Origin of the sequence: Hahella chejuensis KCTC 2396, assembly GCF_000012985.1 — a bacterium.
Lineage (GTDB): Bacteria > Pseudomonadota > Gammaproteobacteria > Pseudomonadales > Oleiphilaceae > Hahella > Hahella chejuensis.
In genome coordinates this window covers 2,543,857-2,557,479 of sequence record NC_007645.1, presented here as the reverse complement: position 1 = coordinate 2,557,479, position 13,623 = coordinate 2,543,857, and the positions used below count along the sequence as shown (strand labels likewise).

The 13,623-nt window shown below is 53.3% G+C and carries 14 protein-coding genes; 7 read left to right on the top strand and 7 right to left on the bottom strand.

Annotated features, from left to right (window positions below; genetic code table 11):
* Positions 1–3: 3 nt before the first annotated feature.
* The 3 genes from HCH_RS32275 to HCH_RS11295 all read right to left on the bottom strand — a co-directional run bounded on the left by HCH_RS32275 (position 4) and on the right by HCH_RS11295 (position 3,217).
* Positions 4–1,404 carry an enoyl-CoA hydratase/isomerase family protein gene (locus tag HCH_RS32275; protein ID WP_011396369.1) on the bottom strand — a complete coding sequence of 467 codons (1,401 nt, stop codon included), beginning with the start codon at positions 1,402–1,404 and terminating at the stop codon, positions 4–6.
* A gap of 27 nt (positions 1,405–1,431) precedes the next feature.
* Entirely contained in the window at positions 1,432–2,412 is a 981-nt protein-coding gene (locus tag HCH_RS11300; RefSeq protein WP_011396368.1) for an NAD-dependent epimerase/dehydratase family protein, read from the bottom strand.
* An 88-nt stretch (positions 2,413–2,500) separates the two neighbouring features.
* Positions 2,501–3,217, bottom strand: coding sequence for a nitroreductase family protein (locus HCH_RS11295; RefSeq protein ID WP_011396367.1), 717 nt, complete (start codon positions 3,215–3,217; stop codon positions 2,501–2,503).
* 224 nt (positions 3,218–3,441) lie between these two features.
* On the opposite strand from HCH_RS11295, the gene HCH_RS11290 reads away from it, so the two are divergent.
* Genes HCH_RS11290 through HCH_RS11275 form a run of 4 tightly spaced genes read left to right on the top strand, consistent with a single transcriptional unit; the run spans position 3,442 to position 8,591 of the window.
* Positions 3,442–4,056, top strand: a complete 615-nt coding sequence (locus HCH_RS11290) for a Dabb family protein (protein WP_011396366.1) — start codon at positions 3,442–3,444, stop codon at positions 4,054–4,056.
* Positions 4,057–4,105: 49 nt separating this feature from the next.
* The gene (locus tag HCH_RS11285; protein WP_011396365.1) at positions 4,106–4,960 is read left to right on the top strand and encodes an outer membrane lipoprotein-sorting protein; all 855 of its coding nucleotides are present in this window, start codon (positions 4,106–4,108) and stop codon (positions 4,958–4,960) included.
* Between the two features lie 23 nt (positions 4,961–4,983).
* A complete protein-coding gene (locus HCH_RS11280) occupies positions 4,984–6,246 on the top strand; it encodes a hypothetical protein (RefSeq protein ID WP_011396364.1) in 1,263 nt (420 codons plus the stop codon).
* 14 nt (positions 6,247–6,260) lie between these two features.
* Positions 6,261–8,591 carry an efflux RND transporter permease subunit gene (locus HCH_RS11275; RefSeq protein WP_011396363.1) on the top strand — a complete coding sequence of 777 codons (2,331 nt, stop codon included), beginning with the start codon at positions 6,261–6,263 and terminating at the stop codon, positions 8,589–8,591.
* Between the two features lie 76 nt (positions 8,592–8,667).
* Here HCH_RS11275 and HCH_RS11270 read toward each other — a convergent pair whose 3' ends face one another.
* Entirely contained in the window at positions 8,668–9,858 is a 1,191-nt protein-coding gene (locus HCH_RS11270) for a DNA-methyltransferase (protein WP_011396361.1), read from the bottom strand.
* Between the two features lie 121 nt (positions 9,859–9,979).
* Here HCH_RS11270 and HCH_RS35200 point away from each other — a divergent pair, with 121 nt between their 5' ends.
* Positions 9,980–10,219, top strand: a complete 240-nt coding sequence (locus HCH_RS35200; RefSeq protein ID WP_041598579.1) for a helix-turn-helix domain-containing protein — start codon at positions 9,980–9,982, stop codon at positions 10,217–10,219.
* Positions 10,167–10,790: a BamHI type II restriction endonuclease gene (locus HCH_RS11260; protein ID WP_011396360.1), complete on the top strand. Its 624-nt coding sequence runs from the start codon at positions 10,167–10,169 to the stop codon at positions 10,788–10,790. Before HCH_RS35200 ends, HCH_RS11260 begins: the two co-directional genes overlap by 53 nt.
* Before the next feature lie 27 nt (positions 10,791–10,817).
* Here the strand turns inward: HCH_RS11260 and HCH_RS11255 are convergent, their stop codons facing one another.
* The 3 genes from HCH_RS11255 to HCH_RS11245 form a co-directional block, all read right to left on the bottom strand.
* Complete coding sequence (locus tag HCH_RS11255; RefSeq protein ID WP_011396359.1) at positions 10,818–11,087, bottom strand: hypothetical protein; 270 nt, start codon at positions 11,085–11,087, stop codon at positions 10,818–10,820.
* Between the two features lie 486 nt (positions 11,088–11,573).
* On the bottom strand, positions 11,574–11,879 hold the full coding sequence (locus HCH_RS11250) for a hypothetical protein (protein ID WP_011396358.1): 306 nt from the start codon (positions 11,877–11,879) through the stop codon (positions 11,574–11,576).
* Positions 11,880–12,011: 132 nt separating this feature from the next.
* Complete coding sequence (locus HCH_RS11245) at positions 12,012–12,473, bottom strand: Lrp/AsnC family transcriptional regulator (RefSeq protein WP_011396357.1); 462 nt, start codon at positions 12,471–12,473, stop codon at positions 12,012–12,014.
* A gap of 147 nt (positions 12,474–12,620) precedes the next feature.
* On the opposite strand from HCH_RS11245, the gene HCH_RS11240 reads away from it, so the two are divergent.
* Positions 12,621–13,544 carry a DMT family transporter gene (locus tag HCH_RS11240; protein ID WP_011396356.1) on the top strand — a complete coding sequence of 308 codons (924 nt, stop codon included), beginning with the start codon at positions 12,621–12,623 and terminating at the stop codon, positions 13,542–13,544.
* Positions 13,545–13,623: the final 79 nt, after the last annotated feature.

The following is a 13,623-nucleotide window of genomic DNA, read 5'->3' as shown; positions in this document are numbered from 1 at the left end:
TTCCTATGCCCCTTTAAAGTTGGGTGTGCGTTTTTCGATGTACGCGCTCATGCCTTCCTGACTGTCCGCGCCGATGAATAGTTGCTCCTGCAGGTGGCGCTCCAGCAGCAGCGCTGAGGGAATGCTCTCCGCATAACCTTTGCTGATGGCCAGCTTGGCGTAGCCGATGGCGGTGCTGGCGCCGTTGGGGGGCAGAAACCGGGTCATGTAACGCGCCACCCAGGCCAGGGGATCTTCTTCGTCGATGCAGCGGAACAGCCCAGTCTCCACCAGACGCGCCAGGGTCACTTGCTTGCCGGCGAGCGCAGCAGGCAGCTGGCTGGGATAACGTTGCAGAATCGCCAGTTCGCCTGTGGGCAGCGCCACCTCCGCGTTCAGGCCAGCCTGGTTGCAGAAGCGGAAGTCGCAGGCCAGCGCCAATTCCATTTCCAGCTCCGACATGGCGCGGTCGCAATAGAGCACGCACAGGCGGGCGAAGCCGTCGATACGGGAGAACACCCTGCGTCCGTACTCGACCACGAAGTCATCGTTATCTATCAGCTCGTCGGCTCGCAGGAGGCCCGCAGACAGGTCAATCGCCAAGGCGTAGACGTCTTCGTCGATGCGGGCCTCCAGCAGCCGTTCGTTGAGCGCGCGCAAGGTGGAGAACGCATCCGCCGAGGCGCTGGCTTCGGTCAGCGTAATCACCGCCAGCCCGTTCTCTTTGCGCAAGGTCGCCAATCCTTCAGGGAACGGCGTGCTCAGACTCTGCGCCAGCGCCGCGCCGGTTTCGCTGGAGAGCGTCGGCGCCGGTTTCAGCGCGTTCAATTGTTCGCGGGTGAAGGCGATGGCGCGATTGAGGAAACCTTCCTGGGGATAAATCTCATCCACCAGACCAATTTCCTTCGCCCGTTCCGCACTGATGAACTGCCCCTGGGTGATCATCTCCAGCGCGGTCTGCGGTCCCACCAGACGCGTCAGACGTTGCGTGCCGCCCATCCCCGGGATAACGCCGAGGCGCACTTCCGGGAAACCGATGTTGTACTCGCCTTCCACCGCTACCCGCTTGTGCGCCACCAGCGCCAGCTCCAGTCCGCCGCCGGTGATGTTGCCGTTGATGGCGGCGACGATCAGCTTCTTGGAATGAGTGATCGCTTCCAGCACTTCCGCCGCGTACAGAATGAAGTTGGAGTTGAACTTCTTGCCTGCGGTCAGCAGCATGCCGATGTTCACCCCGCCGGAAAAAAAGCGCGCGCCCTTGCCAGTGATGATGATCGCCTGCACCTGCGGGTCCGCCTCCAGCGCCAGGAACTTGTACTCCAGTTCATGCAGCAGGTCGTAAGTCAGTGTGTTGGCGGACGGATCATCCAGTTCCAGAATGGCGATGGACTCATCCAGGCGATTGTTGATAAAGCGAAAATCCATGTTTGTCTCCTTGCTGGCGTTGCGGAATCAGGCGGGCGACGCCTGCAGTTTCTGACCTGCGCGGGCGCGTCTCATGCTGCGCACCACATCGCCGACTTCATCGAGAAAACGCGGGTGTTTCAGGGTGAAGCCGGTGCTCTTCAATTTGGCGTTGCTGATGCGCTGGGACAGGGTCATGAATTCCACCGCGCACTTGCCGCCGAGGATCGCCACCAGCCATCTCGGCATGGTCATCACCCGGGACTTACCGAGCGCTCTGGCGATAGAAGTGACGAATTCCCGCTGGGTGACCGGCTGGTCGTCGGCGATGTGAAAGAATTCGCCGGCGTATTTGACGTCTGTGATGTGCGCGATGGCGCGACCGACGTCTTCCACGTGTCCGGTGGTGATGTAGTTCTTGCCGTCGCCGACTACGCCCATCTGCCCTTTCTCCAGCGGCTTGACGAAGACTTCGTCAAAGGAGGAAGTGGGCTTGTCGCCGTACACCACGCTGGGCGCTACGGCGATGATCAACGGCAGTCCTTCAGCGATGGCCTGCTGGCAAAGCTTGGTGGCGGGCGTCGCGACCCGGTTGAAGCCGGAAGGGGTGTAGCGAATAGGGGTTTCTTCGGTCACCCAGTCCACGCCCATGTCTTCGAAGATGGTGGTGCCGGTGACGTTGACCACGGCTTTAATGTCTTTTCGGCGCGCCAGGTCAATAGTGACCTTGATCCAGCGGGTGTATTTCTCGCAGCATTTTTCCGCATGGCTGACGCTGAAGCGGGCCGGCATGCCGTCGGTGAAAAAGCCCAGGACATTGATGGCGTAGTCGATCTTGGGGAGTTTCGGCAGCCACTCTTCGGGGCGGTAAACATCGCCCATGACCGGCGTGACGCCGATGGATCTCAATTTGGCGGCGCTGGCTTCACTGCGCGCCAGCCCCAGTACTTTATTGCCTTTGGCGATATGGCTTCTGGCGGTTTCTTCGCCGATGAATCCAGTTGCGCCCATAATGAATATGGTGTCCACAGTGCCTCCTTCTAAAGACAGTCTTCGTTTCGCGTGTTTTTAATTGTTGTCGCAGTGGAATCCGCCGAAGCGTCCCTGCGCCCGCCGTTCAATCCCGGTACTTGTCCTCATGGGTGAAACGGGCCGTCGGGATGCGCCTTTTGCCTGTCTCCGGCTGGCTGACGCCTTTGCCGATGGCCAGAATCATGGCGATCTCCACTCTGCCTTCATCCAGTTGCAGAAGCTCGGAAACCCGTTTGTAGTTGAACCCGGACATGGGACAGCTCTGATAATCCAGCGACTCCGCAATCAACATCACCGACATGGCGAACAGATTCGCGGAACGCATGGCTTCATCTCTTTCCAGCGCAGGATTGTTGGCGTAAATGGAACGCAGCATGTTGGCGAACGCCGCACGGTCCTGGGGATTGCGGCTGTGGCAGAACGGCATGCCGGGACTGGCCCAGGCTTTCTTGTCGGCGCACACCACCAGTATCTCCGCCGCTTCGCTGATCTGCTTCTGATTCCAGGCCGCTTTCAGAATCTCGTTTCTGAGCGCCTGGCGCCGCACCCGGATCACGCGCCAATGCTGTATGTTGAAAGCCGAAGGCGACAGGCTCGCTTGCTGCAGGATGTACTCCACGTCCGTTTCCGGAATGACGCATTCCGCATGGAAGCGTTTGTACGCCTTGCGCTTACGCAGCAGCTTGGAAAGCATCGCTGCGTCCTGACGTTGCGAGCCCGGCTTAGTGCGCTTGAAGTATCCAGTGTCCGCATCGGCCACCCAGTCTTCTATCGTTTCGTATTCGCCTTCGATGAATAACATAAGCCTGCAATCCGTGATTTCGCTGTTTAAAAAACCTTAATTGACTCCCCTTCTCGTTGGCTACAACCAAAATCGGGACACAATGTCTCACCATTAACGGTTGCTCACAGGCGCCCCGCTCATTAAGAATTTGGCCCATAGCAAAGTTGGAACGCTTTATTTAAGTGTTTGAATTAACAGGATATAAGGAATGCAGCAGGCGCATTTCGGAAGTGGAGCCCAATATGAGACTCAAACCAGAGACGGGTAAATTCAGAGCGGAGGCAGGATTGTCCCGCGTATTTACCAACGGTGCGGCGGCCTGGAATGAAAACGACAGTTTTCTCTGGCGATTCGTGCGCCAGACGGCGGAGGAATTCGCCGAAGCCGCCGAGCGGTTTCTCATTCAGGCGACGGAGAACGCCGCCATCCCTCCCGAAAAAGAGCGCAAGTTCGCTCCCGCCGCCGCATTGCGCTCGCTGCGCAGCCGGCTGTTCCGGTCTCACCGGGAAACCGGCGCCTACAAGCGTATTGTCATGGTGAAGTTCAAGGACGACGCCTCTCCCGCCGATATCGGCAGCTTTCAGCAGGCGCTCAACCGTCTCGCCGCCCTGTCCGAAGGTCTGTTGAGCATGGATTGCGGCCCCATTCACCGGCTGCAGGGAGAGGAATCCTTATCGGCGGTGTCGCCCGATGTCTGCTATGGAGATTTCATTTCCATCTGGACCTTCAAGTCGGAGCAATACCTGCAACGCTTCATCGACAATCCCGAGCACAAAAAGATCGCTGCGCGTTACTTCAAACCCGTGGTGTCCAACCGATACGTCATCAATCACCTGTCCCGGCCCCACGACGCTTGAGTCGCGGGTCGCCCGGCGGCGGTCACACAGGAATCAGCGGAGATTCATCATGCAAAAAGGAGCACTTTCCATCGCATTTCTGACGGCGGCGCTGACGGCCGGCGCGGTTCAGGCGGGCAATTACAACGAGAAGAACATCAGTGGGTATCTGGACCCTATTGCGGCGCTCCATCAGTCGCCATCCCAGAAAAAGGGCTTGGAAATTTACACCCATCAGTACCTGATCGACGAGGGCTGGACCTCAACCGAGGCGCGCATGGAAATGACCCTGGTGGACGCCCAGGGACGCACCAGCAAAAGACTGGTGATCAAGAAAATGATGGAGGAAACCGGCGTCCCCGATAAGACCATCGGCATCTTCGTCGAGCCCAACGACATCAAAGGCACTGTGATGCTTACCTTCGAACAGTCTGAGGGCGCGGACAATCAGTGGCTGTTCATGCCCACCATCAAGCGCACCAAGAAAATCAACGCGCAGAACAAATCCGGCTCCTTCGTTGGCTCGGAGTTCAGCTGGGAAGATATCTCTACGACAGAGCTGTCCAAGTACACCTACAACCTGCTAAGCGAAACCCCGGATTACTGGGTGGTGGAGCGCACGCCGGTGTACGGCTATTCCGGTTACAGCAAGCAAATCACCCATGTGGACAAGAGTAACTATCAGACCAGTTATATCGAGTTTTACGACGCCAAGGGCGACTTGCTGAAAACCTTGAAAATGACGGATTGGAATAAATATGAAGGCCGCTTCTGGCGTCCCAAGCACTTTGAGATGGTGAACCTGCAGAACAAGAAGCAAACCATTCTGCAGCTCAGCGACTATGTGTTTGGCGAGGCTGACAGCGGCGAGTTCAACAGCTTTAATCTGAGCCGGGTGAGCAACGACACCCTGCGCCGCTTTTAACCCCGGCGCCAAAAGGGATGGTCATGTCCAAGGACACACGCTTGCGGTTTCAAACTCGCAGATTAGGCGCGGCAGGGCTGGTTCTTACCGCCGCCCTGCCCTGTTACGCCTGGGGAGCGGATATTTCCGTCACCAGCGCATACCTGAGCCCCGAAGTTTACTGGTATCCACAGAACGGAGCGTCAATTCAGGACCACGGCAATGCGGCGCTGGCGGGATCAGCGGAGCTGTTCACCTATCTGCCGCGCAACTGGAGCCTGAAAGCCACGCCCTATGGCCGTGTGGACTTTGTCGACGACAATCGTCACCGCGTCGATTTCAAAGAGCTGGATTTCGAGTATTTCCACAACAGCCATATCGTCAATATCGGTCTGCGTCATGTGTCCTGGAGCACAGTGGAAGCGGTGAACGTACTGCCGCTGCAGGTGGCTGACGTCATCAACCAGCGCGACATCGCTGGCGACCCCGCCGGCCAGGACAAACTCGGCGCTCCCAGCATGCGCTACGCCTATCAGGCGGAATCCATGCAGTATGAGGTTTACGCTCTGCCCTGGTTTCGCGAGCGTACTTTGCCCAGTCGCGAAGCACGGGAAAATCCCACCCGCGGACAGCTGGAGTTCGACGAAGACGACGCCCTGTTCACCGATGACCGGGACAATCATCGCCTGGGTTACGCACTGCGGGTGGAGAAAGTGACCGGAGAGGTGAATCTGGCCGCCTTTCATTACGACGGTTATCGCCAGGACCCGCTATTCGTTCCCGGCGCCGAGCCCGGCCATTTGCGCCCGCTGTATTACAAGGTGAGAACAACGGGTTTTACAGTGCAGGGAACCGCAGGAAGCTGGTTGTACAAAGGCGAGTTCGCCTACAACAACACCGAAGAATCCAACTCCCGCTATGCATTGCCGACAGACTTTTTCGCCGCTGTGACGGGGGCGGAATACACCTTTATCCGCCCCGAAGAGCAGGCGGACCTGAGTGTCTTCGCCGAGTATATCTACGACTCTCGCGGCGATGGCGCACTGGGAACGCCCTTCGACCAGGATCTCTTCGTCGGCGTGCGCTGGGCGTCCAACGACTACAACGACAGCACGCTGATCGTCGGCGCCATCGCAGATCTCAATCACAGCGCCGCGGTGTATCACCTCAACTTCAAACGGCGTCTGACGCCCAATATCGCCATGAAGTTGACCCTGCGCGGTTACGATCCTGACGACAGCGATCCGTTGTATCCCCTGCGCGACGACCCATTGATCAACGCTTCATTCACTTACTACTTCGACTGATCCGGTGATTCATTATGAACAGGCTAGCCCTCTTTCTCGCCCATCTGATCATCGCCGCCCCGAAACGGGTGATTGCGTGTCTGCTGTTACTGCCGCTGCTTCTGTCGCCGGGGTTGCAGCACATCAAATTCAACGACGATTATCGGGTGTATTTTTCCAAGGACAATGTGGATCTGGTGGCCTGGGAAAACCTGTTGGACACCTATTCCCGCACTGACCCGCTCATCGTGACGGTGGAGGCGACCCAGGGCGCGGATCTGTTCTCCCCGGAAATCATGGAGGCGGTGCAACGGCTCACGGAAGAGTTGTGGCAAGTGGATTTCGTCACCCGGGTGGACTCGATCGCGAACTTCCAGCACATTGAGGCGGACGCAGAGGAGATACTGGTGGAGGACCTGATTCTGCCGGAGAAGCTGCGCAATCCGGGCTATCTCAGCTCCCGGCGCGCCATCGCCGAGAACGAACCGCGCATCAAGGATAGAATGCTGTCTCCCGACGGCAAGGTCACCGCCATCTATCTGCAGTTGATGATTCCCGACAAGGAAAACGCCATCGCGGAAGCCGCCGCCAAAGTGCGCTCTATTCGCGATGACTATGAGCTGCGTTACGCCAACATCGATATTCGTCTGGGCGGCATCGTTATGCTCAACGCCGCCTTCGACGAATACGCCCGCGCCGATATGGCCACCCTGTTCCCACTGATGTTCCTGATATTCATGATCATCATGGCGCTATTGTTCCGTTCCTGGAAAGTCACGTTGTGCATCGTGTTTTCAACGATTCTCACAGTTTTCTCCGCCTTCGGCGTCACGGGCTTTCTGGGAATTGAATTCAGTCCGCACAGCTCCATTGCGCCCCACGTCATTCTCACCATCAGTGTGGCGGTGGGTATTCATGTGGCGCTCAGCTTCCTGTTCGGTCGCGCCCGTTATCCCAACCGGGACGAGGCGGTGAAGCACACGCTGCAACAGAATATTTACCCTGTGACCCTGACCAGCCTCACCACCGGCATTGGCTTCTTGTCTATGCTGTACAGCGATGTGCCGCCGTTTCAACATCTCGGCGTGATGTGCGCGCTGGGCGTATTGTTCGCCTACATCAACTCCATGGTTTTGATACCCGCGTCCATGATGTTAATGAACATCCAGCGCGACCAGTCCGCCACCTCCGCCATCAGTCATGTTTGCAAGGCGCTGGGGGAGTTTCTGGTGCGTAGAAAGGCGCTGGCGGCAGTGGTGTTTCTGGGGCTTATGGCCGCACCGATGTATGGGTTGCGCTACTTCACGATCGACGATCATCCGGTGAAAATGTTCGAAAAAGGCACGGAATTCCGCGACGATGCGGACTTCATCGATGAACGCCTCGCCGGCACCACAACCATCCACTTCAGTCTCGACACCGGCGTTGAGCAAGGCATATCCGATCCGGTTTTCCTGCGAGAAGCGGAAGCGTTCCAACAGCATTTGCTCGACGATCCCATGATTAATCACGTGACGTCTTTGACTGATACGCTGAAGCGCGTCAACAAGTCCCTGCATAACGGCGATCAGGCGTTCTACAAAACAGCGGATTCGCAGGAAGCCAACGCCCAGGCGCTGTTGTTCTACGAAGCCAACCTGCCCTTCGGTCAGGAGATCAACAATGAGATCAATATCGCCAAGTCATCCACCCGCATGATCGCCACCATCGCCTCCTCCAGCTCCAGTGAAATTATTCATCTGGTGGACCGCACCCATCAATGGCTGCAGGACAATGTACAGAGCTTCCAAAGCCGCGGCGTGTCGGTGCTGGTGATGTTCTCATACATGATTGAGCGGCTGGCGGACAATATGATCATCAACGCCGCCCTGGCCACAGTACTGATCGGCCTGGTGTTAACGCTGACGCTGGGCAGTGTGCGTCTGGGGCTGATCTCCATGGCCCCCAACCTCGCCCCCATCCTGGTGGCGTTCGGGTTCTGGTCCCTGTTCGGCGGTTCGCTGGATTTCGCCGCCGTGCTGATCTTCGCCATGACCCTGGGCGTAGTGGTGGACGACACCGTGCATTTCATCAGCAAGTACCTGCGCCTGACCCGCGATCAGGGCATGTCGCCCAACGAAGCCGTCGTGGAAACCTTCCGCAGCATCGGCCCCGCCCTGCTGATATCCACCGTCGTCCTGTCCGTCGGCTTCCTCGCCTTCTCCCTCAGCCACTTCCACATGAACGTGACCCTGGGCATCATGTCCTCCCTCACCTTCCTCATCGCCCTCATCTTCGACTTCATCATGCTCCCCCTCCTCCTCCTGGCCTTCGGCCCCAAACCAAAACCTGTTACTGAACCGTTGAAAAATACCGTTGCGGCTTGATGAATTTGGGAGTGGTTGGCGCCCACTGCGTTTTGCGGTGGGCTTTAATTAAAAGCCAAATTTCCAACCGTACTGGTCAAGCAGGGTTTCTTACCGTTTCACATGTCCAAAGCCCCAACTTCTCACGGTTATGTTTAATATTTTCTGGGAAAAGAGAGTTAAGGTTTTTTCTGTAGGAGTCGATTATCTCTCTCTCTTTTTCGATTAAATTAAACCTTTCCACAATGACATCGATAGGGCCAATCTCACACCCCAACCATCTTCTTCCTTTTAGTTCTGCCGCCATATAGGTCGTTCCAGCCCCTCCAAATGGATCTAAGACCACATCCCCCTCTTTCGTAGCCATTTGTATAATACGATCAAGCAATTTTAAAGATAATTCGTTGGAGCCATCTCGACGTTTGTACTTTGCATGCCGAACTGGAGGAATATCCAACCAGATATCAGACATGTTAACGCCAGCAGGGTTCATCTTATCTTTATAGCCACCATAGTCTTTGAGATCACCATAGCATTTAGGGCATACTTGCATAGGCAGCCTATCCGGATTGAAGGTGTTTGGTCTTTCACCTTTAATAAAGTACAACAGGGAATAGTGCGATGGATATAAACGGTTCGATATTGGCAAGCTATACTTAATATCTACTCCAATCCAATTACGAAACGTTAAAAACGACTCAATATAGCTGGACAAAGATGAATTCCATTTAGGAAGGTTCCATAGAAAAAGAGCTCCCCCTGGTTTAATTACACGAGCACACTCAAAAAGCCATTCTTGGCACCAATGTAGGTAATTCTCCGTCTTTAATCTATCATCAATCTCCGAAGGATAAAGCTTTGATAAGTTGAAAGGGGGGTCTGCGAATACTAAGTCAATACTATCATTATCAATTGACTTTAAAAATCGTATACAGTCACCTCTATACAGCTTTCCAAGACTAGTTTCAAACTCTAGTTTGCATTCGGTTTTAGGTGACTCCGCTTCAGGGTTATACCTAGCAAGAAGCTCACTAATTTCATCGGCGTAAAACTGAATTGCATCTGATATACTTTTATCTACCCGCCCCATTTTCAGCTTCAATAAAAGCTCTGTTATTCCCGCCCCTTTAATAACCCTGTCCAGATCGCTACCTGAAGGTAGCACATTATTGTGATTGTAGAATTTCAATCGCTGAGCGGGAACGCCGGAAAGTTTCGCAAAGCGCTCCACACTACCTCTCTCGCCAGAAATGCCTATGGCATTAAAAAACTGATCTGAATAACTCACTGATTCACCCGCCTTGGATAGTTTCGCCCGATTATAACAGCGCTCAGGCAGTATTTGTAGACTATAGTCCGTCGACCATGGTCTACGTCAACTGCAAAATTTTATTTTCTGAGGAGAGTTTATGAAGCCAGAAACCGCATTTGGTTTAGCTCTAAAGACTGCCAGATCAAGCAAGGGCTTTACTCAAGAGCAGTTAGCACTTAACAGCAATTTGGATAGAACGTTCATATCAATGCTTGAAAGGGGTCAGCGACAACCTTCTCTGACTTCAATTCTTAGCATATCCGAGTCACTTAATATTCCTGCATATGAGCTTATTCGGCAAACAATGGAGATTATGGATAAGAATAACAAATCATGAAATTCTAGTTAAAACTGGTACCGTACCCAATTTATATTCAATTATTAAAGAAGTTGAAGCAGTTATAAAAATGGTAGTCTGGCCTTTAAAGAATGACAACTTCGCCATTAATCCAACTAGAAAAGGAAATGGAGTAAAACCGATAAAAAATGAGTGCATGGAGCACTTAAAATTAAATGGCTGGCATCTTGAAAAGAGGCTAACTATTAAAGCAGATATGAAACCTGGACCGTTGGACGCCGTTAAAATGATAGGAGGAAAGGCTTTCGCACTGGAGTGGGAAACAGAAAACATTTCATCTTCACATAGGGCAATAAACAAAATGGTCCTTGGCATGTTAGAAAGAGTGATAATTGGCGGAATTTTAATACTTCCGTCTAGAGCCATGTATAACTACTTAACGGATCGCGTCGGTAACTTTCAAGAGCTAAAGCCCTACTTCTCTGCTTGGAAGAGTTTCAACATTAAAGATGGCTTTTTGTCCGTCATAGAAATTGAGCATGATACAATCGACGCAAGTTCACCACTTATCCCTAAAGGTACAGATGGGTGGGCGGAAGTGAAAAAGTAAGGAGGTTGTCCAGTCTTAATCACAACCTTAAAGGCGGTACGTAGGAATGTTCATGGTTTCGCCTAGATATCCAGAATCGATAAACTTGCTTTCCGCTTTGTATAGGCTCTTATGTAGTACGTTTATCCGGTCGATAATGGTCTGACCGATACGGTTATACCCGATTTTTTGGTGGTAGCCTCTGCCAAAGCCGATATTTTTCGGGTAATCGGCCGACGCAGGACTGACACCGATAGAAGAGCGTCCACCTTTGCGTTTGCGGACAAAGTCACTGTCGATAATCAGGTTCAGATACATGGTGAATTCGATTTCTTGGGCAAGTATTTCTTCCTTGTAAGGAGATTCAGGTGATTTTCTGAATTTATTTGTCCAAAATCATAGGCGCGGACTGATGAGTAGTTAGACGCCCACCGCCCTACCCTGTTCTACACGCCCCGTTCGCCCTGAGCCTGTCGAAGGGCCTCCCAGAGCGCTAATCTAAAATGACCAGCCTGGGCAGAAAAAACAGCCAGATTTCACACTAGTGTTCCACTAGTTCCGGATTTCGCCTGTCGAATTAAGGAGCGGGTCACTAAGAGCCCTTCGACAGGCTCAGGGCGAACGGAGGGAGTAGCAGGGGAAATCGCCCTGCATGTTCAATAGTTGTCAAGTTGGCCGTCGAAAAAGAGGATGAGACTTAGGGCGCCTCAGTATCAGTAGAGTTGTACGCACCCTGAGCTGGTTCAGGTTGTTTTCTGAATTTTTTTATCCGCAATCATAGGCGAGTACTTCTGCCGATAGATATCATTGCTCGTCTGACACTTTCTCCCAGATACTTTCATATCCCTGCCTTTCAAGATATCCAGATATTGAATACATTATTTTCTCATTCCAAAACTCGTTGGATTCAACAAACAAAGATGGCCTTCCTTGTTCTTCATCTTCAATAGATTTATCCACCATTCGCCAAAAGAAACGACTTAGATATTCAGCTTCGTCTTCAGAACCTATTTCTCCCGCCTCCAGTATGTTTAACGCTCTAGAATCGTTCATTTTCTTAGCGTAATGAGAAACATATTCTTTTTCTTCAGGAAATTTGAAAGTAATCATAATACTCCCCCCTTCATTTCGAATTACTGACATCCGGTGAGCCACAAGTTTCAGCCCCTCTACAAGTTTGCTTATATGCATTCTCTTAGTGACTGCATGGTGATAACCCTCTGCGCCAAACCCAACAAAAACTCACAACGGCAAACTCAAGTCGGCTTTTACCGCTTCGATGGCGATAATGGTATAGAACTTACTGATCTTCATATCATCTGGGAACAGTTTTCGGGTGAGTAGGTCGTATTCGGTGATGTTGGCTACGTTGACGATTAGTACGAAGTCGAATTCTCCTGCTACGTAATAGCATTGCTGGACTTCGGGGAATTTGATGATTCGGCGCTTGAAGGCGTCGACGATTCGCGGTCCGCCTTTTTCCAGAATTACCTGAATGATCACGGTCATTCTGTTACCCAGCAGTTGCGAGTTCAGAATCGCCACTTCCTTGTGAATAATCCCCTGCTCTCTCAATCTTTTGATGCGACGCTGGATCGCCGTGGGCGATAGACCGATCTTCTCCGCCAGTTGTTGGGAGGTTTGCTGGCAGTCTTCCTGCAATGCTTTTAGCAATGCGACGTCAAACGAGTCAAGCGCGTTCATTTTCGCCTCTTTTAAGCGTTAATTATGAAAATAAGCGGTATTTCGACATTCTAAATAATAAATATGCATAAATTCACCCCCTCCACCCTCCTAAAATGTCGCTCTGGCATTCAGTAATTCAAAGTTTCAGATAGCAGTAGGTGAATCGTGACTGTTGAGCGGGCTCGTATTGGACAAGGCATCGCCATGGGCGTCCTGGCGGCATTGATTTGGGGTATCTGGCCGGTTATTTCCCGCCTGGGCGTACAGCAGACTTTAACCGCCTACGATGTGGCCGCCATTCGCTTTATCGTGGCTGGCGTGATTTTTCTACCCTGGGTCATCAAGTCGGGTTTGGGAGGTCTGACCTGGAGACAGGCGCTGATTCTCACTACCGGGGCCGGCGCGCCCTATGTTCTGATCAGCGTTGGCGGTCTCACTCTGGCGCCCGCCAGCCATGGCGGCGTCATTATTTCCGGTTGCTCCTTTTTGTTCGCCACATTGGGCAGCGTCCTGCTTTTGGGCGATCGTCCCACTTCCCAGCGCTGGATCGGCTTCGTGTTGATTGCCTTGGGCATCCTGAGCATTGGCTATCGAAGCATCACCTCATCATCGGCAGCGTTGGCGGACGCCTGGATTGGCGACTTGATATTCGTACTCTCCGGCTTCCTGTGGGCGTCCTATACATTAAACAGCAAACGCTACAATGTGCCGCCGGTGATGGGCGCCGCCGTGGTGTCCGTACTATCCATGCTGCTCTACGTTCCTGCCTGGTTGGCTTTTGGCGAGCCCCATATTTTTCAGGCCAGCGCCCAGGAGCTGATAGTTCAGGGCGTATTCCAGGGCGTTCTCGCCGCCGCTATCGCCTTGGTGTGCTACACAAAATCCATCTCCATTCTGGGCGCCGCGCAAGCCGCCGTCTTCACCTCTCTGGCGCCAGGTCTGGCGGTGCTGTTCGGCGACCTGATCCTCGGCGAAACGCCAAGCTCCGCCGAGTATATCGGCGTCTCACTTGTTATATTGGGGCTATTGACGTCTTTGGGGTTGTTCAATTGGCGGAGAGCGTCCGGGGCTGTCGCGACCGACTCCTAAACGGAGCTCCCCATTAATCCAAACCCCTGCAGCAAAAATCCAACTCAAGCCAAACCGTTAAAAAGAGCGAGCTTCCCGA

Coding starts and splice junctions, on each gene's coding strand:
- HCH_RS11295 (WP_011396367.1), bottom strand. CDS start 3,217: ATGTTATTCATCGAAGGCGAATACGAAACGATAGAAGACTGGGTGGCC.
- HCH_RS32275 (WP_011396369.1), bottom strand. CDS start 1,404: ATGGATTTTCGCTTTATCAACAATCGCCTGGATGAGTCCATCGCCATT.
- HCH_RS35200 (WP_041598579.1), top strand. CDS start 9,980: ATGAAGCCAGAAACCGCATTTGGTTTAGCTCTAAAGACTGCCAGATCA.
- HCH_RS11255 (WP_011396359.1), bottom strand. CDS start 11,087: ATGTATCTGAACCTGATTATCGACAGTGACTTTGTCCGCAAACGCAAA.
- HCH_RS11280 (WP_011396364.1), top strand. CDS start 4,984: ATGTCCAAGGACACACGCTTGCGGTTTCAAACTCGCAGATTAGGCGCG.
- HCH_RS11285 (WP_011396365.1), top strand. CDS start 4,106: ATGCAAAAAGGAGCACTTTCCATCGCATTTCTGACGGCGGCGCTGACG.
- HCH_RS11290 (WP_011396366.1), top strand. CDS start 3,442: ATGAGACTCAAACCAGAGACGGGTAAATTCAGAGCGGAGGCAGGATTG.
- HCH_RS11260 (WP_011396360.1), top strand. CDS start 10,167: ATGAGCTTATTCGGCAAACAATGGAGATTATGGATAAGAATAACAAAT.
- HCH_RS11250 (WP_011396358.1), bottom strand. CDS start 11,879: ATGATTACTTTCAAATTTCCTGAAGAAAAAGAATATGTTTCTCATTAC.
- HCH_RS11275 (WP_011396363.1), top strand. CDS start 6,261: ATGAACAGGCTAGCCCTCTTTCTCGCCCATCTGATCATCGCCGCCCCG.
- HCH_RS11245 (WP_011396357.1), bottom strand. CDS start 12,473: ATGAACGCGCTTGACTCGTTTGACGTCGCATTGCTAAAAGCATTGCAG.